Consider the following 25942-nt stretch of genomic DNA (forward strand, 5'->3'; position numbering starts at 1 on the left):
GAAAACCAGCCTAGCAGTTGTGTATCCAATTGATTCAAAACTGTACCTGTGAGCGACCGGGGATGTTTCTTAACATGTCCGGCCCCAGCCCGACGGGCCGGGGACTTTTGCCTGTTGCAGCACCTGATTTTCCTTGTGCCTGGATCACCTATGCTGGGTGCACATCATCTTTTTGCGTCCTGTGTGGCGTTCGAGCCAACGAGAAAACACCATGAGCGACAACCGTCAGTGGGCCCGCGAGGCCATCCGGATCATCGAAGCCGATTTCCAGCGCAGCGCCGATACCCACCTGATCCCCTTGCCCCTGCCGGGGCTGCCGGGCATCGAGCTGTATTTCAAGGACGAGTCCAGCCATCCCACCGGCAGCCTCAAGCATCGCCTGGCGCGTTCGTTGTTCCTTTATGCGCTGTGTAACGGCTGGCTCAAGCCCGGGGCACCGGTGATCGAGGCGTCCAGCGGTTCGACGGCGATTTCCGAAGCCTATTTCGCGCGTCTGCTGGGCTTGCCGTTCATTGCGGTGATGCCGGCCACCACGTCCCAGGAAAAGATCGCGCAGATCGCCTTCTACGGCGGCAAGAGCCACCTGGTGCAGGACCCGACGCAGATCTACGCCGAATCGGAGCGCCTGGCCCGGGAGAGCGGCGGGCATTTCATGGACCAGTTCACTTACGCCGAGCGCGCCACCGACTGGCGGGCGAACAACAACATCGCCGAGTCGATCTTCCAGCAACTGCGCTTCGAACGTTACCCGGAGCCCAAATGGCTGATCTCCAGTCCGGGCACCGGCGGTACCACCGCCACCCTGGGGCGTTATGTGCGCTATCGCCAGCATTGCACCCGGGTACTCTGCGCCGACGCCGAGCGTTCGGTGTTCTTCGATTACTACCAGAGCGGTGACGCCAGCCTGCGCCTGGATTGCGGTTCGCGCATCGAAGGGATCGGCCGGCCACGGGTCGAGGCGTCGTTCCTGCCCAAGGTGATCGATGCGATGGTCAAGGTGCCGGATGCCCTGTCGCTGGCGGCCATGCATTACCTGGCGCAGCGCCTGGGGCGGCGGGTGGGCGGTTCCAGTGGGACCAACCTGATCGGCGCGCTGATGGCGGCGCAGCAGATGAAACAGGCCGGCGAGAGTGGTTCGATTGTCGCCATCCTGTGTGACGGTGGCGAGCGTTATGCGACCACCTATTACGATCAGGACTGGCTGACCGCCCAGGGTTACCAGTTGACGGCCTTGATCGAGGCGGTGGCAGCGAGTGTGGAGCGTGGCGAGGCGTTGCCGGCCAGCGTATTGCGCGCTGGCATCTGAGGCTGCAAGCCCGCCCTTGTAGGAGCGAGCTTGCTCGCGAAAAACATCAAGACAACGCGGTGTTTCAGATGCCCCGCGTTATCGTTGGCCTCCATCGCGAGCAAGCTCGCTCCTACAGGGGGGCATCTCCCCCTGGCATAGGCCTTTTTTACGCCTCGATGCCGAGGATGTTGCGCGCCACCGCTTCGGCGATGCGGATCCCATCGACCCCGGCCGACAGGATGCCGCCGGCATAACCGGCGCCTTCACCGGCCGGGTACAGGCCCTTCACGTTCAGGCTCTGCATCGATTCGTCGCGGGTAATGCGCAGCGGCGACGAGGTGCGGGTCTCGATCCCGGTCAGTACTGCGTCGTGCAGGGAGTAACCCTTGATCTGCCGCTCGAAGGCCGGCAGCGCTTCGCGGATCGCCTCGATGGCGAAGTCCGGCAGGGCCAGCGCCAGGTCGCCCAGGGCGACCCCCGGCTTGTAGGACGGCTCGACGCTACCCAGGGCGGTGGACGGCTTGCCGGCGATAAAGTCGCCGACCAGTTGCGCCGGGGCCTCGTAGTTGCTGCCGCCGAGCACGAAGGCGTGGGACTCCAGGCGCTCCTGCAGCTCGATGCCGGCCAGCGGGCCGCCCGGGTAATCCACTTCCGGGGTGATGCCGACCACGATGCCGGAGTTGGCATTGCGCTCGTTACGCGAGTACTGGCTCATGCCGTTGGTGACCACGCGGTTCGGCTCGGAAGTCGCCGCCACCACGGTGCCGCCCGGGCACATGCAGAAGCTGTAGACCGAACGGCCGTTCTTCGCGTGGTGCACCAGCTTGTAGTCGGCGGCGCCGAGCTTCGGGTGACCGGCGTACTTGCCCAGGCGCGCGCTGTCGATCAGTGACTGTGGGTGTTCGATGCGGAAACCCACGGAGAACGGCTTGGCCTCCATGTACACGCCACGGCCGTGGAGCATGCGGAAGGTGTCGCGGGCGCTGTGGCCGAGGGCCAGGATCACGTGTTTCGAGTGAATCTGTTCGCCGCTGTTGAGCTCGACGCCGACCAGCTGGCCGTCTTCGATCAGCACGTCGGTGACCCGTTGCTCGAAGCGCACTTCACCGCCCAGGGCGATGATCTGCTGGCGCATGTTCTCGACCACGCCGGTCAGGCGGAAGGTACCGATGTGCGGCTTGCTGACGTAGAGGATCTCTTCCGGCGCGCCGGCCTTGACGAACTCGTGCAGGACTTTGCGGCCGTGGTGTTTCGGGTCCTTGATCTGGCTGTAAAGCTTGCCGTCGGAGAAGGTCCCCGCGCCGCCTTCGCCGAACTGCACGTTGGATTCCGGGTTGAGCACGCTTTTGCGCCACAGGCCCCAGGTGTCCTTGGTGCGCTGGCGCACTTCCTTACCGCGCTCGAGGATGATCGGCTTGAAGCCCATCTGCGCCAGCAGCAGGCCGGCGAAAATCCCGCAGGGGCCGAAACCCACCACGATCGGGCGCTGCGCCAGGTCGGCGGGCGCCTGGCCGACGACCTTGTAGCTGACATCCGGCGCCGGGTTGACGTTACGGTCGTCGGCGAACTTGTGCAGCAGCTTGGCCTCGTCACGCACGTTCAGATCGAGGGTGTAGATGAAGCACAGCTCGGACGACTTCTTGCGCGCGTCGTAGCTGCGCTTGAACAGGGTGAAGTCGAGCAGGTCTTCGCTGGCGATGCCCAGGCGCTGCAGGATGGCAGGGCGCAGGTCTTCATCGGGATGGTCGATCGGCAGCTTGAGTTCGGTGATTCGTAACATGACAGGGTCCGGTTCGCGGGACGCACCAATGCGTCAGGGCGGTTTTACAAACCGGCGATTATAAGCCGCAAAGCCTGGACCCCGTGAGGTTAAAACGGTTGCCCGTCGCCTCAGTCGCTGCGCGAGCCACCGAAATAGGCGCAACCGCGCTGGACCTGGCCATCGACCCGCAGTTCCGCGGTCAGGTGCTGCACGCTGCCGGTCTTGCTGTCCACGCAGCGCTGCGGCGCGACCCAGAGTTCGACATGGCGGTTGTTGGCTTCGCTGCTGAGGTTGAAGCGGCCGTCGCCCAGTTGCTCTTCCAGGTAGGGCAGCGCCAGTGCCGGCTGGCCGGCGCGTTCGATGCGCATGCCCTTGGCGCTGACATCGACGTTCCAGTCTGGAGCCTTGCCACTGGCCCGCAGGATCAGGCGCGGGAAGTCGGGATCACCGCAGGCATCGTTCGAGCGTTCGACGCGATACAACTGGCTCAGCGCCACTTCACTGTCGGCGCCGCCGGCCTTGCTCGGGGAAAAGTGCCCGCGCAGGTCGGCGAACAGCGTGCCCTTCTGGTCGGCCAGGCTGGCCGCTTCCTGGAGGATGCTGGTGCCGCCGTTGTCCTTGACCACATAACGCTGCTCGCCGACGCAAGGCTTGAACAGCAACTGGCCGTCGGCGGCGGTCAGCGTGCCCTGCATGCGGGTCTGGCCGGCCTGGGACTGCGTCCGGGGCTGGCCATCGAACACCGACAGCATCTGGCAACCGGCAAACAGGGGGAGCAGGGCAATACAAACAAGGGAACGGGCGGCACGCATCGTCGGGTCTCCAATCAAGTGCCGCCACGTTACGCAGCCTGACCGTTCATCACAACCCCGGATCCAATCGCGTTTCTGTAGGAGCGAGGCTTGCCGGCGATGCAGGCGCTGCGGTGTGTCTGGTGCAGCGCTATCGCGAGCAAGCTTCGCTCCTACACAGGCATGTGGTCAGCCGACGATATAGGTCTGGCCGGTCTGCAGGCCTTCCACGCTCTTGGCGTAGGCCAGCGCCACGTCGGCGCCGGGAACCGGCTTATAGCCACGGAAGTACGGGGCGTAACTGTCCATGGCCTCCACCAGCACGGTCGGGCTTACCGAGTTCACCCGCAGGCCGCGCGGCAACTCGATGGCGGCGGCGCGGACGAAACCGTCGATGGCGCCGTTGACCAGGGCTGCCGAGGCGCCGCTGCGGATCGGGTCGCGGTTGAGGATGCCGGAGGTGAAGGTGAACGAGGCGCCGTCGTTGGCGAACTCGCGACCGATCAGCAGCAGGTTGACCTGGCCCATCAGCTTGTCCTGCAGGCCCAGGGCGAAGTGCTGTTCGCTCATCTCGCCCAGTGGCGCGAAGGTGACATTGCCGGCGGCGCAGATCAGCGCGTCGAATGTGCCGGTTTGCTCGAAGAGCGCGCGGATCGAGGCGCTGTTGCTGATATCCACTTGGAAATCACCGCTGGTACGGCCAATGCGGATGATTTCATGACGTTGCGACAGCTCTTTGTCGACCGCTGAACCTATGGTGCCGTTGGCGCCGATCAGAAGAATTTTCATGGGGCTGTTCCTCGCGTGGGTTGAACGAGGTTGCAGTCTAGTGCTGGTTTTTCCCGTTGATTAGCGCACTAATAGGCAACCTTTGGTTTTCAAATGGAAACAATCCGTGAGCGAGATGGATGACCTGGCGGCGTTCGCCGTGCTGATCGAGGCCGGCAGTTTCACCCTGGCCGCCCAGCAATTGGGTTGCAGCAAGGGGCAATTGTCCAAGCGCATCAGCGCCCTGGAGGCGCAGTTCTCGGTCGTGCTGTTGCAGCGCACCACGCGCCGCTTGAGCCTGACCGCGGCGGGCGCCGCCTTGTTGCCCCAGGCCCAGGCGCTGCTGGTCCAGGTCGAGCGGGCGCGCCAGGCGCTGGCGCGGCTCAAGGACGACATGGCCGGGCCGGTGCGGCTGACGGTGCCGGTGTCCCTGGGGGAGACCTTTTTCGAGGGCCTGTTGCTGGAGTTTTCCCGGCAGTATCCCGAGGTGCAGATCGAGCTGGAGCTGAACAACAACTACCGCGACCTGACCCGGGACGGCTTCGACCTGGCGATCCGCTCGGAGGTGGCCAACGACCAGCGGCTGGTGGCCAGGCCGCTGCTGGCCTGGCACGAGATGACCTGCGCCAGCCCGGCCTACCTGGAGCAATATGGCGAGCCGCAGACGCCCAGGGACCTGGCCGAGCATCGCTGCCTGCTCAACAGTCATTACAGCGGTCGTGAGGAGTGGCTCTATCACCAGCAGCACGAGCTGTTGCGGGTGCGGGTGTCGGGGCCCTTCGCCAGCAATCACTACAACCTGCTGAAAAAGGCCGCGCTGGTGGGCGCCGGGATCGCCCGACTGCCGTCCTACCTGTTGCAGGCGGAACTGGCCGATGGGCGTTTGCGCGGGCTGCTGCGCGACTACCAGACCCGCAGCATGCCGATGTACCTGGTGCACCCGTATCAGGGCGGGCTGCCCAGGCGCACCCAGGTCCTGGCCGATTACCTGATCGGCTGGTTCAAGCGCAGCGGCGAAGCGCTGGATCGCCTCTGACTTGATGCTGCGATGGACCTTGTAGCCGCTGCCGCAGCTACAGCGGTGGGCGATCAAATCTGTAGGAGCGCAGCTTGCTCGCGATGGCCGCGCCACGGACTGTCTGAAAAACCGCGTTATCGTTCATCGCGAGCAAGCTGCGCTCCTACAGGGACAGAGGGTCAAGGTCGTTGGTAGCGGCGGGCGATCAGGTGGTCGATGGAGAGCTTGCCGGGGCCGCGGGCCATCAGGTACAGCAGGACCGCCGCCCAGGTGCCGTGGGTCGGGTAGGCATCGGGGTAGACGAACAGCTGGATGGTCAAGGTCATGCCCAGCAGCGCCAGGGCCGAGAAGCGCGTGGCGAAACCGACCAGGAGCAGCAGCGGGAACAGATGCTCGGCGAATGCCGCCAGGTGCGCGGCCAGTTCGGGGGAGAGCAGCGGTACCCGGTACTCGCTCTGGAACAAGGGAATGGTCGAATCGGCCAGGCGTGGCATGCCGAGCTCGAACGTCCCGGAGAACAGATCGATGGCCAGGCCCTCGACCTTGGTCTGGCCGGATTTCCAGAACACCGCGGCAATCGAGAAGCGCGCGATAAAGGCGATCAGGCTGTAGGGAATACGCTCCAGCAACTGGATGAGTCGGTTCACCCCGTGGCTGAGCGGGTGGTGTTTGGTGCAGTGGGTGTGCATGTTCAAACCTCGGAATGGGGGGGCAGGCGAGTGATGGCGCCGCGGCCGATCAACAGCGCCAGGGCCTGGCTCGGCTCGAAGGCCGGATCGGCCGCCAAGGCATTGGCCACAGCGACCTGCAGCGGCTGTGAGTGGCGCAGGCTGTGGATGAAGCAGGCGACTCCGGCGTCGATGGCGAACACTTCGACCTCCAGGTCGTGACGCAGTACCAGGGCGTTTTGTCCTTGCTGCAAGTCGATCGCCTGCCAGTCGCCATCGCCCTGGTGGGCGGCCCATAAGGCGACCACCGGGTGCGCTGATTCCAGCAGGCCGAGCGAAGGGTGCAGCTCCAGGCGCAATTGCCCCAGGCTTGCAGGCTCGGCCATGGCTGCGGCGATCTGCTGCGGTTGTACCGGGCAGGCGTCGGCGGCGTGATAGGCGGTGACCCGCAGGCGTTCCAGGCGCGCGACATCCGCCAGGTAAGGCAGGCTGGTGGCGGGAGGGAAACCGCCGATGAAGTCGGCGAAGTCATGGCCATAGTCGCTGAGCACGGCGCTGGTGGGCGGAAAGCGCCTGACGTAGAGCGCGGCCATGGCCCGGAAGAACTCATCGCCCACCAGTTGCGCCACCACCGGATAGGCATCGGCCAGGGCGTTGATCAGCGAACTCTGCACATTGTTGCGGTACACCGCGAAGCGGCTGGCCGGGTCGGCGCCGTTGCCGCAGTACAGGCCCGCGGGCCAGGGCTGGTCGGGGTCGAGCAGGGCGCTGGCGAAGCTGGCTTGCGTGTTCACGGCAGCCTCCTGGCGCATTGCAGCAGCTCATCCGCCTGGCGCACCTCGGCATGCAGCACGGAAAACGCCGGCACCTGATTGTCGCGCTCGATCAGGGTCGCGGTCGGCCCGATCCGTTCCAGCAGCCGCAGGTACAGCGCCCACACGGCGTTATCGATCGGCGCGCCGTGATCGTCGATCAACAAGCGGTCGCCCAGGCTGTCAGTGTCTTCGGCAAAGCCGGCGAGGTGGATCTCACCCACCGCGTGCAACGGCAGGGCATCGATATAGGCCAACGGGTCGCGCCGGTGGTTGATGCACGACACGTAGACATTGTTCACGTCCAGCAACAGGCCGCAGCCGGTGCGGCCTATCACCTCGCGGATGAATTCGGCCTCGTCCATGCTCGACTGACGAAACTCCAGATAGGTCGCCGGGTTCTCCAGCAGCATGGGGCGGCGCAATGTGTTATGTAACTGGTCGATGTGTTCGCAGACGCGGTCCAGGGTCGGGCGGTCATAGGCCAGGGGCAGCAGGTCATTGAGAAACACCGGGCCATGGCTGGACCAGGCCAGGTGTTCGGAAAAGGACTGGGGTTGATAACGCTCGATCAGCACGGCCAGGCGTTTGAGGTGCTGTTGGTCCAGCGGACCTTCGGCGCCGATCGACAGGCCGACGCCGTGCAGCGACAGCGGATACTGCTCGCGGATCAGCCCCAGGTAGTGATGGAACGGCCCACCGGCGACCATGTAGTTTTCCGCATGGACTTCAAAGAAACCGATATCGGGCTGTTCCCTCAGGACCTGGCGAAAATGCTCGGTCTTGAGCCCCAGCCCGGCGCGTTGCGGCAGGCTGGAGGCGGTCGCCTGAGTGGCGGGATGGAGGGGGAGTGGTACGGCCATGTTCATCATCGACACTCAGGCAGACGGTGGATTACGACTTGGCTTTGTAGGCCTGGAGCTGGCCGAAACCGGTAGGCGAGGTGCTGCTGGCGGTTTTCTCGCAGGTGCCTTTAGGAACCAGTTTCCAGGCGTTGGCCTGGTGGTCGACTTTGGCGGTGCCGGCACAGGTGGTGCCCGCGCCTGCGGCGCAATCGTTCTTGCCTTTCATGGCGACGCCAAAGCATTTCTCCATGTCGTCGGCGGCCTGGGCGGTGGTCGGCAGCGCGGCCATGCTCAAGGCAGAACCGAGGGCCAGGGCCAGGGCGGCGGCGGACAGGGTGCGAGTGGTAGCGGTCATGGTGTTTCTCCAGAAAAGGTATTTGGGAAGGCAGGCATGTGTGCCTGCTTACCCCTCTAGAGAAAGGTCGATGGGGTTTGTTACAGCCCAGGTGAAAAAAATCCAGTTGTAGCCGCTGCCGCAGGCTGCGATCGACGGCGAAGCCGGCGCAATCACTGGCCGCGCGGTGTACCTGGCCTTCCGAGTGGCCAGCCTCTGCGGGGCGTTGCCCCGATCGCAGCCTGCGGCAGCGGCTACAGGAGGGGCGATTTCCAGGCGAAAAAAAACGGCCCCGAAGGGCCGTTCTTTGTTGCAGCAGGTGCTCAGCCGCCCAGATAGGCTTCGCGCACCTTGGGGTCGGTCAGCAGGGCTTCGCCGGTGCCTTGCATCACCACCCGGCCGTTTTCCAGGACATAGGCACGGTCGGCGATCTTCAGCGCCTGGTTGGCGTTCTGCTCCACCAGGAACACTGTCACGCCGTCACGGCGCAGCTGTTCGATGATGTCGAAGATCTGCTGGATGATGATCGGCGCCAGGCCCAGGGACGGTTCGTCGAGCAGCAACAGCTTGGGCTTGCTCATCAGCGCGCGGCCGATGGCGAGCATCTGCTGTTCGCCGCCGGACATGGTGCCGCCGCGCTGGTTGAAGCGTTCCTTGAGGCGCGGGAACAGGCCCAGGACCTTGTCCATCTGCTCCTGGTAATCGCCCTTGTCGGTGAAGAACCCGCCCATGGCGAGGTTCTCCTCCACGGTCAGGCGGGCGAATACCCGACGACCTTCCGGCACCACGGCAATGCTCTTGCGCATGATCTGCGCGGAGGTCTGCCCCACCAGCTCTTCACCTAGGTAACGGATGCTGCCGCTCTGGGCCTGCGGCGAACCGCAGAGGGTCATCAGCAGGGTGGATTTGCCGGCGCCGTTGGCGCCGATCAAGGTGACGATCTCGCCCTGGCGGATCTCGACGTTGACGCTGTGCAGCGCCTGGATCTTGCCGTAGAAGGTGGAAACGTTTTCGAACTGCAGCATTTACGCTTCCCCCAGGTAGGCTTTGATCACTTCGGGATTGTCGCGGATCTGTTCCGGCGTGCCGTCGGCCAGGGGCGTGCCCTGGTTGATCACGACGATGTGGTCGGAAATGCTCATGACCAGCTTCATGTCGTGTTCGATCAGCAGCACCGTGGCGTTGTGCTCTTCGCGCAGCACGCCGATCAGCGCCTTGAGGTCCTCGGTTTCCCGCGGGTTGAGGCCGGCGGCCGGTTCGTCGAGCATGAGGATCCGCGGACGGGTCATCATGCAGCGGGCGATTTCCAGGCGGCGTTGCTGACCGTAGGCCAGGGTGCCGGCGGGACGGTTGGCGAACTCCTTGAGGTTGACCTTTTCCAGCCAGTACTCGGCGTATTCCATGGCCTCGCGCTCGCTCTTGCGGAACCCCGGGGTCTTGAACAGGCCGGCCAGGAAGTTGGTGTTCAGGTGACGGTGCTGGGCGATCAACAGGTTCTCGACCGCGGTCATGTCCTTGAACAGCCGCACGTTCTGGAAGGTGCGTACCACACCCTTGAGGGCGATCTTGTGGCCGGGCAGCCCCTGGATCGGCTCGCCGTCCAGCAGGATGCTGCCGGCGGTGGGCTGGTAGAAACCGGTCAGGCAGTTGAACACCGTGGTCTTGCCGGCGCCGTTCGGGCCGATCATCGACACCACTTGTTTTTCTTTGACGGTAAGAGCTACGCCGTTGACCGCCAGCAGGCCGCCAAAGCGCATGCTCAAGCCCGTTACTTTGAGGATCTCACGGCTCATTTGCGCGGCTCCGCTTTCAGTTGCAGGACGGGACGTTGCATGGGCAGCAGTCCTTGAGGACGCCAGATCATCATCAGCACCATCATGGCGCCGAACATCAACATGCGGTATTCGCTGAATTCACGCATCAGTTCAGGCAGCAGGATCATCACGGTGGCCGCGAGGACCACGCCCAATTGCGAGCCCATGCCGCCCAATACCACGATGGCGAGGATGGTCGCGGACTCGATGAAGGTGAAGGACTCCGGCGTCACCAGGCCCTGGCGCGCGGCGAAGAAGCTGCCGGCGAAACCGGCGAAGCAGGCACCCAGGGTGAAGGCCGACAGCTTGATCACGGTCGGGTTCAGGCCCAGTGCGCGGCAGGCGATTTCGTCTTCACGCAGGGCTTCCCAGGCACGCCCCAGGGGCATGCGCAGCAAGCGGTTGATGACGAACAGGGCAAACAGCGCCAGCAACAGCGCGACCAGGTAAAGGAAGATCACCTTGTTGATCGAGTTGTATTCGATGCCGAAGTACTCGTGGAAGGTCTGCAGGCCCTCGGCGGCCCGGCGTTCGAAGGACAGGCCGAAGAACGTCGGTTTATCGATGTTGCTGATACCGTTCGGACCACCGGTGAGGTCGGTCAGGTTGCGCAGGAACAGGCGGATGATTTCACCGAAGCCCAGGGTCACGATCGCCAGGTAGTCACCGCGCAGGCGCAATACCGGGAAGCCCAGCAGGAAGCCGAAGGTGGCCGCCATCAGGCCGGCGATAGGCAGGCAGATCCAGAAGCTCAACCCGTAGTAGTGCGACAGCAGCGCGTAGCTGTAGGCGCCCACGGCGTAGAAGCCGACGTACCCCAGGTCCAGCAGGCCGGCCAGGCCGACCACGATGTTCAGGCCCAGGCCGAGCATCACGTAGATCAGCACCAGGGTGGCGATGTCCACCGCGCCGCGCGAGCCGAAGAACGGCCAGATAAACGCACCGATGATCAGCGCAATGATGATCCAGCGCTGGGTGGTCGGCAGGGTCAGGAAGTTACTGGCCTTGGCCGGGATCACCGGCATGTTGGGCGAGGACTTCCAGGCCGCGCTGATCTGATGGTCGAACAGCACCCGCAGGAACATCAGTACCGAACACAGGGCGATGATGGTCAGCGTGGTGGGGCTGGTGCCATGGACTTCCAGGTTGATGCCGACGATGGTCAGTTTCAAACCGAGTATTGGGTAGGCGACAGCCCACACCAGCAAGGCGCTGAAGAACGCCTGTCGAAGATTCCTAGTCATACTTTCTCAACCTCCGGACGGCCCAGCAGGCCGGTTGGCCGGAACAACAACACCAGAACCAGCAGGCCGAACGCCACGACGTCCTTGTACTGGTCGCCGAAGATATCGGCACCGAAGGCTTCCGCCACCCCAAGTACCAGGCCGCCCAGCATGGCGCCCGGAATGCTGCCGATGCCGCCCAGTACCGCGGCGGTGAAGGCCTTGAGACCGACCAGGAAGCCGGCGTTGGGGTTGATCACGCCGTATTGCATGCTAAGCAGCACGGCCGCGATCGCCGCCAGCGCGGCACCGATCACGAAGGTCAGGGCGATGATGTTGTTGGTGTTGATACCCAGCAGGTTGGCCATCTTGATGTCCTCGGCGCAGGCACGGCAGGCGCGGCCCAGGCGGGAACGGGAGATGAACAGGGTCAGGCCGAGCATGGCGATCAGGGTCACCACGAACACCACGATTTGCATGTAGGAGATCAGCACTTCATGTGCGCCACCTGGCCCGATGGAGAAGTTGCCCGGGATCAGGTTGGGGATGGATTTGTCCTTGGAGTCCTGCGCCAGCAGAACCGTGTTCTGCAGGAAGATCGACATGCCGATGGCCGAGATCAGCGGGATCAGACGGTTGCTGCCGCGCAGGGGGCGGTAGGCGATCCGTTCGATGCTGTAGCCGTAGGCACTGGTAACGACGATGGTCGCGATGAAGGCCGCGGTCATCAACAGCGGGACACTGTCGAGTCCCATCATGGTCAGGCCCGCGATGGCGATGAACGCCACATAGGAACCGATCATGTACACCTCGCCGTGGGCGAAGTTGATCATTCCAATGATGCCGTAAACCATCGTATAGCCGATGGCGATCAGGGCATACGTGCTGCCAACGGTGAGACCGTTAACCAGCTGTTGGAAAAAGTGATAGAGGTCAGGCATTACAGCGCTCCTAAAAACCTGATACGCATTTCACTGGTGGAGTCATTTTCCCGCCTGCGCCCCGTGGATCTGCATCCACTTCGGGTCAGGTTTTGCCAGCGAACCGCTGATGACGGTTTTGAGATTTTCAGGTGGGCGGGCTTCCGGATCACGGAAAACAGGCCCAATACGTTCGTAAAACAAAGCCCACGGCACGCCGTGGGCTTTATTGGCAGTCAGTCAGACAGGGCCTTATTGAGGCGAGACTTCGGTTTTAGGTTTGCCGAAGTGCCACTGGTAGACCACGAACTTGAAGTCTTTCAGGTCGCCCTTGGCGTCGAAGCTCAGGTCGCCAGTCGGGGTCTTGAAGGTACCGGCGTGGATGGCTTCGGCCACTTTGGTCGGGTCTTCGCTCTTGGCGGCGGTGATACCGCCGGCAATGACTTCAACCGCGGAGTAGGAAGGGAACACGAACGGACCGCTCGGGTCTTCTTTCTTGGCCTTGAACGCATCCGCCAGGGCCACGTTGGCCGGATCCTGGTCGAAGGATTTCGGCAGGGTCACCAGCAGGCCTTCGGAAGCATCCTTGGCGATCTGCGAAATGGAGTCGTTACCCACGCCTTCCGGGCCCATGAACTTGGCCTTCAGGCCTTTTTCCTGGGCCTGGCGCAGGATCAGGCCCAGCTCCGGGTGGTAGCCGCCGTAGTAGACGAAGTCGACGTTGGCTTGCTTGAGCTTGGCGATCATCGAGGAGAAGTCTTTGTCGCCGGCGTTGATGCCTTCGAACACGGCAACCTTGGTGCCTTTCTTCTCGAGGGTCTGTTTAACGGCGGTGGCGATGCCTTCACCGTATTGCTGCTTGTCGTGCAGTACGGCAACGATTTTCGGTTTCACGTGGTCGGCGATGTAGTTGCCGGCGGCAGGGCCCTGGGCGCTGTCCAGGCCGATGGTGCGGAACACCATCTTGTAGCCACGGGTGGTGATGTCCGGGCTGGTGGCGGCGGGGGTGATCATGACCACGCCTTCGTCTTCGTAAATGTCCGAAGCCGGTTGAGTGGAGCTGGAGCACAGGTGACCGATCACGAACTTGACGCCGTCGTTGACGACTTTGTTGGCTACGGCGACGGCTTGTTTCGGATCGCAGGCATCATCGTATTCGACGGCCTGGAGCTGCTTGCCATCGACGCCGCCCTTGGCGTTGATTTGTTCGATGGCCATTTTCGCGCCACTGAACTGCATGTCGCCGTACTGGGCTACAGGGCCGGTCTTGGGGCCGGCGATGCCGATCTTGATGGTGTCAGCTGCGAACGAATGGCTGGCGACTCCGGCCAGAACCATAGCGGCAAACAGTTTGGAAATCTGCTTAGTAGCCTTATTCATAGTGCTCCACTCTTACTGTTGTAATTTTTATAGTCCTGGCGCCGTAGCAGCAGAACCGGGTCAGATATCTCTTGGATATCCCCGGAAAATGCCCCCGGCAACTGTACCGGTACAGTGTAGAGCGCCGATTGTTAGCCTGGGAAGCTGGCGCCAGGGGGCAAAATCAGGGGGTGTCGCTTTATTGAAAGAAAAAGACAGAATCGCGGCGGGGTTTTGACCGTATTCAGCGAGCAATCCTTGGCTCTCCTGCACTTCTCTATCGTTGACGCAATTGCAACCGGGTTTGTCTGCCAGAGCACCGACGTTATCATTGCGCCGATTTCTTTTCGGGACAGGCCCATGACTCAAGAACCTAGCACCCTCTATGCCAAGCTGCTTGGTGAAACCGCATCTATTACCTGGAAGGAGCTGGAGCCGTTCTTCGCCAAGGGTGCCCTATTGTGGGTCGACGCCGGCCTGGATTTGATCGAGGCAGCCGAGGCCATGGCCGAGAACCAGGCCGAGAAAGTCTCTGCCTGGCTGGCCGCCGAGAAGGTGGGCAAGGTGTCTGCGACGCGGGCGCTGGATCTGGTGGAGCGTGATCCACTGCTGTGGGCAGTGGTGGTTTCGCCGTGGATTCTGGTCCAGGAAAGGGCGCCGGCCGAAGGTTGAGCACCAAAAGGGTGCCTGGTTTTTCCGGCTGGAAGTGTGTAGCCGAGTAACCGCGATCACGGTGATGGCAAGTTGCCCGTGGAGAAAGGCCCCACCCGTTTCAGGCTGACGGTGACGTAAGCGGAATGGGAACAGTTTTCAAGGCCGCCTAAGGGCGGCCTGATTGTTTCCGGGTATTAACGCCACTTCCCTGTAAAACGCCATTTCCCCTGTAGGAGCGAAGCTTGCTCGCGATGGCGTCCTACCAGTCGACATCGCTTGAGCTTGATGGCGCTGATCGCGAGCAATCGAGCGTCGACCGGCTGCTCCTACAGAAGAGAACGGGCAGCTGTTAGTACGCTGTCCTGCCCGTGTGGTTGTTCAGCGAGATGACCTTGGTCTTGCCGATGCGGTGACGATAGATCTCGCGCAGGTACTTGATGGCTTTCTTCACGCAATCGCGGGACAGGCGGATGTCGTTGATCGAGACGAACTTGTCCTTGTCGTTGATCAGCTCGCGGTACTTCTTCTCGTACATCGGCTTGATCGCGTACCAGTTGGTATCGAGGATCTTCGCCGGGTTCTCGAACTCGTTGAGCAGCTCGTCGATGCGGCTTTCATCGAACTGTTCGCTGACGATGAAATCGAGGATCGAGTTGTCCAGGGTCTCGTCGAAGCGGTACGGGTTGCGGGCGAAGCAACGCTTGATAAAGGCCACGATCAGGGTCAGGAAGTCGTCCGACAGGCACGGGCTCTTGGCGATCAGGGTGGTCAGCGAGAGGTTGGCCGAGGCGCCGATCACCAGCGCGTAACGCTTGAGGGTGGTGTTGGGGAACAGGCTGTTGAGGTGGGTCTTGAGCCGGTTCAGGTCCATGTACGACAGCTTGTAGTCCTTCGGCAGGGAGACGATCGACACCACCGACGAGCAGTTCTTGAAGAAGTGCAGGTCGTGCAGCGCGGCCGCGTCATAACCGGAAGCCTTGTATTGCTCCAGCGCCGCGCGATAACGCTTGGACTCGATCGGCAGCAGGCTGATGCCCTCGATGGCCTGGGTCACCTTGTTGAAGTGCGGCAGGTCGATGGAGCGGAAGAACAGGTCGTCGATGTTCAGGCGCTGCGGCTCTTTCTCGAACACCTTGAACTTGTCGCCGGTCGGCACCGGGGTTTCCGGGACCACGGACTCGGCATAGGCGATCGCCACCGGGCCGGCCAGGCTCATGAACAGGTCGTTGGCATCCAGGCGGATGGTCTCGCCGATGTCGATGCCGGCGCGGCGGAAGTAGTTCTGGTCGTAGTCGGTGGTCACCGCCTGGGCGGTGAGGATGTTGAAAATCTGCTGGGAGATGTACTGGTTGGCGTGCTTCTCCATGGCGTTGACGTCGATGTTCTGGATGTTGCCGTCATCGCTCTCTTCGGCATAACGCATGATGTCGTTGGAAATCAGCATCATCGCGTTCCATGGGCGGATACGCCCCATGACGCTGGCTTCGCTGCTGTCTTCGTTATCGAAGTTGTAGGAGAAGTCCCATTCTTCCGACAGGTATTTGCACAGCAGGCGTCCGGCGTTGATGTGCAAGGCTTCGGACATTTCGCTGCGGTGATCGGAGATATTCGGCAGTACGCAGATACCGCTGGTGAAGATCGGCTCGAAGACGAAGGAGTGGCCGCTCTTGCTGTCGTGCTCGTCGATCGGCTTGGTGTCGAACGTCTTGTTCATGTACGAGTACTGTTGGGCCAGGCCGAACTCTGAGGCCATGCCCGAACCGGTACCGCCGCCGGCGCTGAAGATCGAGAAGTACAGGCGCGACTGGTTGGCCTTGATGCCGCAGGAGTCGATCAGGTACGAGTGGATCATTTTCCAGTCGGGGCTGGAGAAACGCTGGGTGTCCTTGTTGAGGATGATCTTGGCCAGGTACTGGCCGAGGATCGGCGCGTTACCGGCGCCACCGGCGTGGACTTCCGAGAGGTCCATGATCTTCATCTTGCTGTAGTCGCGGATGAAGCCGCTTTTTTCGCCCTTGCGCGAGAAGCGGATGCGCCCGGCGATGTCCTTGTCCAGGTCGCCCAGCATCACCAGCGGCTCGACCAGGAACACCGGTTTGCTTGCCTTGTTCTGGCCCAGGCGCAGGTTGTGGCGGATCCACTGGGCGGGGCTGTAGCCCTTGTCGGCATAGGCCTTGTCGTCGTTGTTGAATTCGTTGAGGTAGAACTTGCGGGCGTTGTACACCAGCTCCGCCACATCCAGGGCGATGTTCGACCCGCAGCGGCCCAGGCCGATCAGGCAGACCGAGGGGAACTCCTGCTCGCGGCGCGCTTCGAGCTCGTCTTCCAGGTGCGGCGGGCGCGGGAATACCGAGTCGCGCAGGCCGTCGAGGTTGTCGAGGATGCGGTCGGTGTTGGTTTCGGTGAAGTAGAGGTATTGCTGGGGCGCCTGTGGGCGCGAGCTGGACAATGGCTTCGACTCTGAAAAGCTCTGGCTGCCCGGGGTCAGCGTCAGTTCGGATACTGCGTTGGCAGAATTGTTTTTAGAAGTCATTGTGCGCCGTGTGCTTGGACTGGTCGGCTCGGTGACAAGATATCAAAGAGCCATCAAGTGGGATCTCGCGACTTTACAGTGCGATATTGGCCCCAGCGATAGGGATAAGTCTGATGGCCGCTAGGGGGAATCCTTTCCTAAGTTCAGATAAATCGGCCAGTTTTCGGTGATCTTTAATCAAAAGGAGGCAAGATGATGGCAACGTTACCCACCCTCGGGTTTGCCGGTATTGGCCTGATGGGCTTGCCCATGTGTCGCCGTCTGCTGGCGGCGGGTTATCCCCTGGTGGTGTGGAATCGCAACCGGGAAAAATGCGCGCCGCTGCTGGAGGCTGGCGCGCGACTGGCCGAGACCCCGGCCCGGTTGTGCGAGGCGGCGGACCTGGTGCTGCTGTGCCTGGCCAACACCGAGGTGGTGCGCGAGGTGGTATTCGGTGCCGAGGGCATTGCCCAGGGAGCCCGGGCTGGCCAGTTGCTGGTGGACCTCTCCAGCCTGGAGCCGACCGCCACCCGGGAAATGGCCACGCAGCTGGCGAGCACGACCGGCATGGGCTGGGTCGATGCCCCGGTGTCCGGCGGCACGCCCGGTGCCGAGGCTGGCAGCCTGGCGATCATGGTCGGTGGCGAGGCGGCGGATATCGAAAGGGTACGCCCGGTCCTGCTCAACCTGGGGCAACGGGTGACTCATATGGGCGGTGTCGGCGCCGGCCAGGTGACCAAGGCCTGCAACCAGATGATCGTCGCCTGCAATGCGCTGGTGATCGCCGAAGTGGTGGCGCTGGCCGAGCGTTCCGGGGTCGATGCGTCATTGCTGGCCGAGGCGCTGGCCGGTGGTTTCGCCGATTCCAGGCCGCTGCAGATCCTCGCCCCGCAGATGGCCGAGAGCCGCTTCGAACCGATCAAATGGCATGTACGCACCCTGCTCAAGGATCTGGACGGTGCGGTGAAGTTCTCCCGTGAACAGGGCTCGGCCACGCCGATCAGCGGATTGGCTGCACAACTGATGCGCCTGCATGGCGGCCAGGGCTATCTGGAGCAGGATCCCGCGACCCTGGTCCGCCTGTATCGCGAACCGGCGCCAGAGGGCTGACCGCGGCGACGGCAGGCCGCATGCGCTGCTCGATCTCGTCGATCACCCCGGGCAACTCTTCCAGGGGTATTGCGCGGCTGAGCAGGTAACCCTGGATGAAGTCGCAGCCGTATTGGGCGAGGAACTCGTACTGCTGCACGCTCTCGACGCCTTCGGTCACCACCTGCAAGTGCAGGGTATGGGCCATGACGATGATCGCCTGGACGATCTCTTTGTCCTGGGTCGACTGGGGCACGTCCTGGATGAACGAACGGTCGATCTTCAGGGTGTTGAGCGGCAGGCGCTTGAGGTAGGCGAGGGACGAGTAACCGGTGCCGAAGTCATCGATCGACAGCGACACCCCGAGATTGCGGATCTGCCGCAACAGGGCCACGGTGCTGTCGATGTTGCCCATCAGGGCGTTTTCCGTGACTTCCAGTTCCAGGCGCTGGGGCGCGACACCGGCGCTGCCCAGGGCGTTGGCGATCTCTTCGGCCAACTCCTCCCGGGCCAGGTTCAGGGCCGAGCAGTTCACCGCGATTTTCAGCTCGGCAAAGCCGTGGCGGGACAGGGCGGCGAGGTCCTCGCAGGCCTTGCGCAAGACCCAGTTGTCCAGTTCGGCAATCAGCCCGTTGGCTTCGGCGATCCCGATGAAGCGATCCGGGGCCAGCAGCCCGTGCAACGGATGCCGCCAGCGCACCAGCGCTTCAAGCTTGCTGACCTTGCGGCTGCCCAGGTCGTAGATGGGCTGGTAATACAGGGTCAAGCCGGCTTCGTTGCGCAGGGCATTGCGCAGTTCTTCCTCCAGTTGCAGTTCCAGGCTCGCCTTGGTCTTCAGGTTGGTGCTGAAGAAATGCAGGCTGTTGCGACCGCTGCCCTTGGATTGATAGAGCGCCAGGTCGGCATGCTTGAGCAGCTCTTCGCTGGTCTTGCCGTCGTCGGGAAAGACGCTGATGCCGATGCTGGTGGTCATCACCATGCGCCTTCCTGCCAGCTCGATGGGTTCCTTCATCCTGCTCATGATGCGTTGTGCCATGTGCTGGGCTTCGTCGCGGTCGCTCAAGCTCATGAGGATGCAGAACTCGTCTCCGCCGAAACGCGCCACTACGTCTTGATGGCTGCGGGTGGAGCTTTTGATATGGCCGGCAATCACCTTCAACAGTTCGTCGCCGGCATCGTGGCCGAGGCTGTCGTTGATCCGCTTGAAGTGATCGATGTCGAGGAACATCACCGCGAGCATGCCACCCTGCACGGTCTTTTCAATGAGCTTTTCGGCGAACAGCTGGTTGAAGCCGCGACGATTGATCAGGTTGGTCAGGGCGTCGTAGTGCGCCACCTGTTGCAGCGCCACCCGGGCCTGGTCCAGTTGGCTCAGCAGGGTGTTGACCCGGCGCAGGTCCTGTTCCTTGTGCTGGAGTTTCTTGTCCGCCAGGGCCGCGCTGATGCTGCTGCCAATGATCAACAGGGCGATGACGGCGATGGTCAGGCCCAGTTGCAAGGGGTTGTCGTCCACCGCGATGGAGGGTGTGCCCGTCGCCGGCAGCACCAGTTTCAACGCCCACATGCCGGTGAAATGCATGGCGACTATGCCGCCCCCCAGCAGCAGGCTGGCCGCGTATTTGAGCAACTGGTGGAGCACGCCGCTGCCGTTGCTCAGGTAGCGGGACAAGAGCAGGGCGACCAGGCTCGCGCTGATGGCGATGGCAATCGACAGGCCGAACAGGTCGGGCTGGTAGTAGGCCGTGGCTGGCGAGCGCATGGCCGCCATGCCGACATAGTGCATGGTGCAGATGCCCAGGCCGATCCAGATCGACGCCAGCAGGTAGCGCCATAGCTGCAACTGGGGATGGCTGAGGGTCTTCATCGCCAGCCAGGATGCAATCACCGCGATCAGCAGCGACAGCAGGGTCATCGGCAGGTCGTAATGGGTTTCGATGGGGATCTGCAATGCCAGCATGCCGATGAAGTGCATGGCCCAGATGCCGCCGGCCAGGCAGAAGGCGCCGACCCAGCGCCAGCGTTGCTGGGCCGCTGCCAGGTCGACGTGGCGCACCCGTTCGGCCATGTCCAGGGTGGCGAAGCTGCCGGCGCAGGCCACCAGATAGGCGAGGATCACCAGCACGGGGTTGTGGTTGCAGGTGAGTAATACCTGCCCGCCTTCGGGGAGCTCGGTAAAAAAATGCAGACCAAGCCATTCCATCGCATGCCCCGTTTCTTGAGTCATCCAGGGCCAGCCCTGGGTGGCTGGCCAATGGGACTGAGTATAGGAAGCCGAGTCGAGGCCGGGAACGATGGTGGCAAATTGACTTAAATGATTTTGGAATTCAGCTCATAGCCAATCGAGCTAAGCACTCTGTTCGAAGTACAGCGCCGGCTCCAGGGGCGCGAGCCCGAATGCCGCGCGCGCGGCGTCGCAATCGACGTTCTGTTGGCCATTTTCCCAGGACGCCTCGAATTCGCGGCAGGTGCTGGAGCGCTGGTGGTAGATCGAACAGCTGACTTCCTTGCCGACCTCGCCGGTCAGCGCGGTGCAGCGGGTCGGCTTGCAATCGGTGCCGAGCATGGCGACCCGGCTGGGGCTGATGGACGCCACCAGATCGTCGGGGACCGTACCGCCGGAAGAGGCGCATTCACCCCAGAAAAAAGACACACGAAAGTGTGAACAGCAGGCACCGCAATTCAGACACGGACTGGCTTCGGACATGGGCGTATTCAAAGGGGAGGAGGTTGATGAGGGGGGCAGCAAGGCCGCTATTCTAGGCTTCGCAACGGCCTTGGGAAGGGGGCGCGCGAGGTATTTTTCAGGCCCTGCGCAAGCCCTTGAAAAATCGGGCTTTAGCCCCGGTATCCGGGGGCTTGCGGCGGTTTAGGCGGGGGCGCTGGCGCTGTTCGGGCGGTCGTCGAGCGCGGTCGACGGCCCGCGCTTCGGATTGCCTGGTATCAGCCTTACGAATCATTACAGACAAGCGCGGCGGGGCTGACTAGATTGCAACTTCCAGGCTCGGTTGCGTCTGGCCGAATAACAATAAAAGAGACCGACCCATGCAGAACTCGACCCAAGCGGCGAATGCCTGGCGCATTCTGTTCCTGTTGTTCCTGGCTAACCTGTTCAACTTCTTCGATCGCACCATTCCGGCCATCATCATCGAGCCGATCCGCATGGAATGGCACCTGAGCGACTTCCAGATCGGCATCATCGGCACCGCCTTCACCATCGTCTACGCCATTGCCGGCCTGCCCCTGGGGCGCATGGCCGATACCGGCTCGCGCAGCAAACTCATGGGCTGGGGCCTGGCGGTGTGGAGCGGGCTGACCGCGGTCAACGGCCTGGTGGGCAGTTTCTGGAGTTTCCTGCTCGTGCGCATGGGTGTCGGCATCGGCGAAGCCAGCTATGCACCGGCTGCCAACTCGCTGATCGGCGACCTGTTCCCGGCCCATCGCCGGGCCCGGGCCATGGGTATCTTCATGCTCGGCCTGCCCCTGGGCCTGTTGCTGGCGTTCTTCACCATCGGCGCCATGGTCAAGGTCTTCGACAGCTGGCGCGCGCCGTTCTTTATCGCCGCGGTGCCGGGCCTGTTGCTGGCGGTGTTCATGTTCTTCATCAAGGAGCCCAAGCGCGGTGCGGCGGAAACCGTCAAGGTTTCCCAGGAACGCGTCGACCGGCCGATCCGCCGGGTGCTGGCGATCCCGACCTTTCTCTGGCTGGTGCTGGCCGGGCTGACCTTCAACTTCGCCACCTACGCCTGCAACTCGTTCCTGGTGCCGATGCTGCAGCGTTATTTCCTGATGCCGTTGCAGGACGCCGCGGTGGCGACCGGGGTGATAGTCGGGTTGACCGGCCTGTTCGGGCTGACCCTGGGCGGCTGGGTCGCCGACAAGATTCACCAGCGTGTGGCCAACGGTCGGTTGTTGTTCGCCGCCTTCAGCATGCTGATCTCGACCCTGTGCACCGCCTGGGCCCTGCATGCCGGGCGCATCGAAATCGGGGTGTTCGTCGCGGTGTTCAGTGTCGGCTGGCTGTTTGCCTACAACTTCTATACCTGCGTTTACACGGCGATCCAGGATGTGGTCGAACCCCGTCTGCGCGCCACGGCCATGGCGCTGTTCTTCGCCGGCCTGTACCTGCTGGGCGGTGGCCTGGGGCCGGTGGTGGTGGGGGCGCTGTCCGATCACTTTGCCCATGCGGCGATGTACGCCGCCGGGGCTGAGCAGATGACCGAGGCGTTCAAGGCGGTTGGCCTGCATGACGCCATGTACCTGATCCCGGTGGCGTTGCTGCTGACCATGCTGTTCCTGTTTCTGGCCTCGCGCTGCTTCGTGCGCGATGCGCAGCGGATGAAGGACGGGTTGGTGCCGGCCGCGCCAGCGGGGGCTGCGGTGACCGCCTGAACAGTGCTTTGTAGGAGCGAGGCTTGCCCGCGATGAACGATGACGCGGTGTGCCAGATAGAACGGGTTGCCCCCATCGCGGGCAAGCCTCGCTCCTACAGAAGCCGATAAAAAAGGCCCGCATTGTGCGGGCCTTTTCATTTACCGGGAGAGCAGGGGGAATCAGCCCGCTACCAGTACCCGGATCGCTTCCAGGCGCAGCGCTGCTTTCTCAAGCATGGCCAGGCCTTGTTCGCGTTGTTGGCGCAGGGCCACCAGCTCGCTGTCGCGCACGGTCGGGTTGACCGCCTGCAACGCGGTCAGGCGCGCCAGTTCTTCGTCGGTGTCGGCGGCCAGGCGACGTTGCGCCTCGGCCACGCGCTCGGCGTGACGTGGGGCAATCTTCGCTTCGCCAGCGTTGATCTTCGGCGTCAGCTGGTCGCGCTGGGCCTGGATGAACTTGTTGGCGCTGGCCCGTGGCACGCTTTCCAGCTGGTCGTTGAGGGTCTCGAAGGCGACGCGCGCCGACAGGTCGTTGCCGTTGGCGTCCAGCAGGCAGCGCAGGGCGGCCGGTGGCAGGTAGCGGCCCAGTTGCAGCGAGCGCGGTGCCACCACTTCACTGACGTACAGCAGTTCCAGCAACACGGTGCCGGGTTTCAGCGCCTTGTTCTTGATCAGCGCCACGGCGGTGTTGCCCATGGAGCCGGACAGCACCAGGTCCATGCCGCCTTGCACCATCGGGTGTTCCCAGGTGATGAACTGCATGTCTTCGCGAGACAGCGCCTGGTTGCGGTCGTAGGTGATGGTCACGCCTTCGTCGTCGCCCAGGGGGAAGCTGGCGTCGAGCATTTTTTCGCTTGGCTTGAGGATCAGCGCGTTGTCCGAATGGTCTTCGCTGTCGATGCCGAAGGCGTCGAACAGGGTTTCCATGTAGATCGGCAGGGCGAACTGATCGTCCTGCTCGAGGATCGCTTCCACCAGCGCATCACCTTCGCCAGCGCCGCCGGAGTTGAGCTCCAACAGACGGTCGCGACCGGTGTGCAGCTCGGCCTCAAGGCGTTCGCGCTCGGTGCGCGCCTCGTCGATCAGCGCTTGCCACTCGCCGTCGTCGGCTTCTTCCAGCAGCGGCAGCAGGCGCGGGCCGAACTGATGCTGCAGGGCGTTGCCGGTCGGGCAGGTATTGAGGAAGGCGTTCAGCGCTTCGTGGTACCACTGGAACAGGCGCTCTTGCGGGCTGGTTTCCAGGTACGGCACATGCAGTTCGATCACGTGTTTCTGGCCGATCCGGTCGAGACGGCCGATCCGCTGCTCCAGCAGGTCCGGGTGCGACGGCAGATCGAACAGCACCAGGTGGTGGGCGAACTGGAAGTTGCGACCTTCACTGCCGATTTCCGAGCAGATCAGCACCTGGGCGCCGAACTCTTCATCGGCGAAGTAGGCGGCGGCGCGGTCGCGCTCGAGGATGTTCATGCCTTCGTGGAACACCGTGGCCGGGATGCCGGAACGCACGCGCAGGGCGTCTTCCAGGTCCATGGCGGTTTCCGCATGGGCGCAGATCACCAGGACCTTGGTGCGCTTGAGCATTTTCAGCTGGTCGATCAGCCACTCGACACGCGGGTCGAATTTCCACCAGCGCTCTTCTTCGCTGGCGTCCGGCTGGGCCTGGAAGCTGACTTCCGGGTACAGCTCGGCGTGTTCGCCCAGCGGCAGTTCCAGGTATTCGTCCGGGCACGGCAGCGGGTAGGGGTGCAGCTTGCGCTCGGGGAAGCCTTGCACCGCGGCGCGGGTGTTGCGGAACAGCACGCGGCCGGTGCCGTGGCGGTCCAGCAGCTCGCGCACCAGGCGCGCGCTGGCCTCGCTGTCGCCCTCGTTGACGGCGGCGAGCAGGGCTTCGCCTTCGTTGCCGAGGAAGTTGTGGATGGTCTTGTGCGCTTCGGGCGACAGGCGTCCTTTATCCAGCAGTTCCTGCACGGCTTCGGCCACCGGGCGATAGTTTTCGCTCTCGGCGCGGAAGGCGGCCAGGTCGTGGAAACGGTTCGGGTCGAGCAGGCGCAGACGGGCGAAGTGGCTGTCCTGGCCCAGTTGTTCCGGGGTGGCGGTGAGCAGCAGGACGCCCGGAATCACCTCGGCCAGCTGTTCCACCAGCGCGTATTCCGGGCTGACCTGGTCTTCGTGCCATACCAGGTGGTGGGCTTCGTCGACCACCATCAGGTCCCAGCCGGCGGCGAACAGCGCGTCCTGGGCCTTCTCGTCGTCCACCAGCCATTCCAGGGCCACCAGGGCGAGCTGGGTATCCTCGAAGGGGTTGGCGGCATCGCTTTCAATAAAACGTTCTTCGTCGAACAGCGCGACCTGCAGGTTGAAGCGCCGGCGCATTTCCACCAGCCACTGGTGCTGCAGGTTCTCCGGGACCAGGATCAGCACGCGGCTGGCGCGGCCCGACAGCAGTTGGCGATGGATCACCAGGCCGGCTTCGATGGTCTTGCCCAGGCCCACTTCGTCCGCCAGGAGAACCCGCGGCGCGATACGGTCGGCGACTTCACGGGCAATGTGCAACTGGTGGGCGATCGGCTGGGCGCGTACGCCACCCAGCCCCCACAGCGACGATTGCAGCTGGCGGCTGGTGTGTTCCAGGGTGTGGTAACGCAGGGAGAACCAGGCCAGCGGGTCGATCTGCCCGGCGAACAGACGGTCGCTGGCCAGACGGAACTGGATGAAGTTCGAGAGTTGGGTTTCCGGCAGGGTGACGACTTCGTTCTGCCCGTTGAGGCCGTGGTAGACCAGCAGGCCGTCGACGTCGTCGACTTCGCGCACAGTCATTTTCCAGCCTTCGAAGTGGGTGATGGTGTCACCCGGGGAAAACCTCACGCGAGTGAGGGGCGCATTCCGTAGCGCATACTGGCGAGTGTCGCCAGTGGCCGGATAGAGCACGGTCAGCAAGCGGCCGTCCTGTGCCAGAACGGTGCCTAGACCTAGCTCGGCTTCGCTGTCACTAATCCAGCGTTGCCCCGGTTGATACTGCTGCGCCATGCTGCCTGACTCCCGCCTTGAAAAAGCCGACTATGTTAACGGATCGGCGCCCTCAGGCCAAAGAACTCTAACAAAAACAACTACGCTGGAAGGTAGCGTATCGGGCGCATTTGTCGGGGCTCGGGGCACTATCGGGTGACGACTGGGTCACAAGTTTGCGACCGATGGCTCAAGTCGCCCCCGCAGCAGCCGACAGCCTGCCGACAGGAGACCAATAATATGCTGCCCCCGATGCTGCCCTTGAGTGCCGTGCCCGTGACCTCCCAGCAGGATCCGATCCGGCCGCGCCCGGATATCCCGCCGGTGGTGCCGGTGCAACAGAGTTCCAACGAAAGCACCATCGACCTGCAAAAGCGCGATGCCGAACAGTCGGCGCTGCTGCTGCGCGAAGAACAGCAGCGCCAGCAACAAAAGCACAAACGCCAGCGTGAGGCCGAGAACGATCCCGAACTGCACCTGGCCGTGCCCGGGGACGAGTTGAATGCCGACAACACTGTGCCGGTGGTGCCGCTGATCGAGGATGCGCCACGCCAGGGGCTGTGGGTCGACGTCGAGGTTTAGATACCGCTCTTGAATGCCTGCAACGGCGAGGCAAGGCATCACATGCCGCAATCCGCACGATGCTGGTCAAATACGGCGGACCTCCACCTTTAATTGCGCTCGATACCTGCCGATCACTGGTCAGCCG

General features: G+C 63.0%; 22 protein-coding genes. 6 read left to right on the forward strand and 16 right to left on the reverse strand.

From position 1 onward, the window contains the following. Positions 1–211: 211 nt before the first annotated feature. Positions 212–1306 (forward strand): PLP-dependent cysteine synthase family protein, encoded by a 1095-nt coding sequence (locus PVZ80_RS22870; protein ID WP_009047376.1) that lies wholly within the window; start codon positions 212–214, stop codon positions 1304–1306. Positions 1307–1454: 148 nt separating this feature from the next. Here the strand turns inward: PVZ80_RS22870 and PVZ80_RS22875 are convergent, their stop codons facing one another. The 3 genes from PVZ80_RS22875 to PVZ80_RS22885 form a co-directional block, all read right to left on the reverse strand. Continuing rightward, on the reverse strand, positions 1455–3068 hold the full coding sequence (locus PVZ80_RS22875; RefSeq protein ID WP_016702048.1) for an NAD(P)/FAD-dependent oxidoreductase: 1614 nt from the start codon (positions 3066–3068) through the stop codon (positions 1455–1457). 110 nt (positions 3069–3178) lie between these two features. Next, positions 3179–3862 carry a COG3650 family protein gene (locus PVZ80_RS22880; RefSeq protein WP_273864591.1) on the reverse strand — a complete coding sequence of 228 codons (684 nt, stop codon included), beginning with the start codon at positions 3860–3862 and terminating at the stop codon, positions 3179–3181. A gap of 168 nt (positions 3863–4030) precedes the next feature. Beyond that, the gene (locus PVZ80_RS22885) at positions 4031–4630 is read right to left on the reverse strand and encodes a short chain dehydrogenase (protein WP_273864592.1); all 600 of its coding nucleotides are present in this window, start codon (positions 4628–4630) and stop codon (positions 4031–4033) included. A gap of 106 nt (positions 4631–4736) precedes the next feature. Here PVZ80_RS22885 and PVZ80_RS22890 point away from each other — a divergent pair, with 106 nt between their 5' ends. Further along, positions 4737–5645: a LysR family transcriptional regulator gene (locus tag PVZ80_RS22890; protein WP_028681807.1), complete on the forward strand. Its 909-nt coding sequence runs from the start codon at positions 4737–4739 to the stop codon at positions 5643–5645. A gap of 161 nt (positions 5646–5806) precedes the next feature. Here the strand turns inward: PVZ80_RS22890 and PVZ80_RS22895 are convergent, their stop codons facing one another. The 9 genes from PVZ80_RS22895 to PVZ80_RS22935 form a co-directional block, all read right to left on the reverse strand. Then, the gene (locus PVZ80_RS22895) at positions 5807–6316 is read right to left on the reverse strand and encodes a DoxX family protein (RefSeq protein WP_273864593.1); all 510 of its coding nucleotides are present in this window, start codon (positions 6314–6316) and stop codon (positions 5807–5809) included. A 2-nt stretch (positions 6317–6318) separates the two neighbouring features. Further along, positions 6319–7089: an HvfC/BufC N-terminal domain-containing protein gene (locus PVZ80_RS22900; protein ID WP_273864594.1), complete on the reverse strand. Its 771-nt coding sequence runs from the start codon at positions 7087–7089 to the stop codon at positions 6319–6321. Next, complete coding sequence (gene bufB, locus PVZ80_RS22905; protein WP_273864595.1) at positions 7086–7970, reverse strand: MNIO family bufferin maturase; 885 nt, start codon at positions 7968–7970, stop codon at positions 7086–7088. The genes PVZ80_RS22900 and bufB overlap by 4 nt, the downstream gene beginning before the upstream one ends. 31 nt (positions 7971–8001) lie before the next feature. Beyond that, a complete protein-coding gene (locus PVZ80_RS22910; RefSeq protein ID WP_009047384.1) occupies positions 8002–8307 on the reverse strand; it encodes a BufA1 family periplasmic bufferin-type metallophore in 306 nt (101 codons plus the stop codon). A gap of 302 nt (positions 8308–8609) precedes the next feature. Beyond that, positions 8610–9311 (reverse strand): ABC transporter ATP-binding protein, encoded by a 702-nt coding sequence (locus PVZ80_RS22915; protein WP_028681804.1) that lies wholly within the window; start codon positions 9309–9311, stop codon positions 8610–8612. After that, positions 9312–10079: a high-affinity branched-chain amino acid ABC transporter ATP-binding protein LivG gene (livG, locus tag PVZ80_RS22920; RefSeq protein WP_009047385.1), complete on the reverse strand. Its 768-nt coding sequence runs from the start codon at positions 10077–10079 to the stop codon at positions 9312–9314. It abuts the gene before it with no gap. Then, complete coding sequence (locus tag PVZ80_RS22925) at positions 10076–11344, reverse strand: high-affinity branched-chain amino acid ABC transporter permease LivM (protein WP_009047386.1); 1269 nt, start codon at positions 11342–11344, stop codon at positions 10076–10078. Before PVZ80_RS22925 ends, livG begins: the two co-directional genes overlap by 4 nt. Continuing rightward, the gene (gene livH / locus PVZ80_RS22930) at positions 11341–12264 is read right to left on the reverse strand and encodes a high-affinity branched-chain amino acid ABC transporter permease LivH (RefSeq protein ID WP_007926616.1); all 924 of its coding nucleotides are present in this window, start codon (positions 12262–12264) and stop codon (positions 11341–11343) included. Before livH ends, PVZ80_RS22925 begins: the two co-directional genes overlap by 4 nt. 231 nt (positions 12265–12495) lie before the next feature. Beyond that, positions 12496–13623, reverse strand: a complete 1128-nt coding sequence (locus tag PVZ80_RS22935) for a branched-chain amino acid ABC transporter substrate-binding protein (RefSeq protein WP_009047387.1) — start codon at positions 13621–13623, stop codon at positions 12496–12498. 339 nt (positions 13624–13962) lie between these two features. Between PVZ80_RS22935 and PVZ80_RS22940 the strand changes: the two genes are divergently transcribed. Next, positions 13963–14274 carry a DUF2288 domain-containing protein gene (locus PVZ80_RS22940; RefSeq protein WP_009047388.1) on the forward strand — a complete coding sequence of 104 codons (312 nt, stop codon included), beginning with the start codon at positions 13963–13965 and terminating at the stop codon, positions 14272–14274. Positions 14275–14605: 331 nt separating this feature from the next. On the opposite strand, the gene PVZ80_RS22945 is transcribed toward PVZ80_RS22940, so the two are convergent. Further along, positions 14606–16789, reverse strand: a complete 2184-nt coding sequence (locus PVZ80_RS22945; RefSeq protein WP_009047389.1) for a hypothetical protein — start codon at positions 16787–16789, stop codon at positions 14606–14608. Between the two features lie 192 nt (positions 16790–16981). Between PVZ80_RS22945 and PVZ80_RS22950 the strand changes: the two genes are divergently transcribed. Next, positions 16982–17878: an NAD(P)-dependent oxidoreductase gene (locus tag PVZ80_RS22950; RefSeq protein ID WP_016702056.1), complete on the forward strand. Its 897-nt coding sequence runs from the start codon at positions 16982–16984 to the stop codon at positions 17876–17878. On the opposite strand, the gene PVZ80_RS22955 is transcribed toward PVZ80_RS22950, so the two are convergent. Continuing rightward, positions 17769–20057 (reverse strand): putative bifunctional diguanylate cyclase/phosphodiesterase, encoded by a 2289-nt coding sequence (locus PVZ80_RS22955; RefSeq protein ID WP_273864596.1) that lies wholly within the window; start codon positions 20055–20057, stop codon positions 17769–17771. The genes PVZ80_RS22950 and PVZ80_RS22955 overlap by 110 nt on opposite strands. Before the next feature lie 144 nt (positions 20058–20201). Then, the gene (locus tag PVZ80_RS22960) at positions 20202–20561 is read right to left on the reverse strand and encodes a YkgJ family cysteine cluster protein (protein WP_016702058.1); all 360 of its coding nucleotides are present in this window, start codon (positions 20559–20561) and stop codon (positions 20202–20204) included. A gap of 338 nt (positions 20562–20899) precedes the next feature. Between PVZ80_RS22960 and PVZ80_RS22965 the strand changes: the two genes are divergently transcribed. Further along, positions 20900–22246: a spinster family MFS transporter gene (locus PVZ80_RS22965; RefSeq protein WP_324727349.1), complete on the forward strand. Its 1347-nt coding sequence runs from the start codon at positions 20900–20902 to the stop codon at positions 22244–22246. Positions 22247–22407: 161 nt separating this feature from the next. Here the strand turns inward: PVZ80_RS22965 and rapA are convergent, their stop codons facing one another. Beyond that, the gene (gene rapA, locus PVZ80_RS22970) at positions 22408–25254 is read right to left on the reverse strand and encodes an RNA polymerase-associated protein RapA (protein WP_009047393.1); all 2847 of its coding nucleotides are present in this window, start codon (positions 25252–25254) and stop codon (positions 22408–22410) included. Between the two features lie 219 nt (positions 25255–25473). Between rapA and PVZ80_RS22975 the strand changes: the two genes are divergently transcribed. Continuing rightward, a complete protein-coding gene (locus PVZ80_RS22975; protein WP_009047394.1) occupies positions 25474–25815 on the forward strand; it encodes a hypothetical protein in 342 nt (113 codons plus the stop codon). The last annotated feature ends 127 nt before the right edge of the window (positions 25816–25942 follow it).

It is taken from the genome of Pseudomonas sp. B3G-3 (genome assembly GCF_028640915.1).
Taxonomy (GTDB): Bacteria; Pseudomonadota; Gammaproteobacteria; order Pseudomonadales; family Pseudomonadaceae; genus Aquipseudomonas; species Aquipseudomonas chlororaphis_I.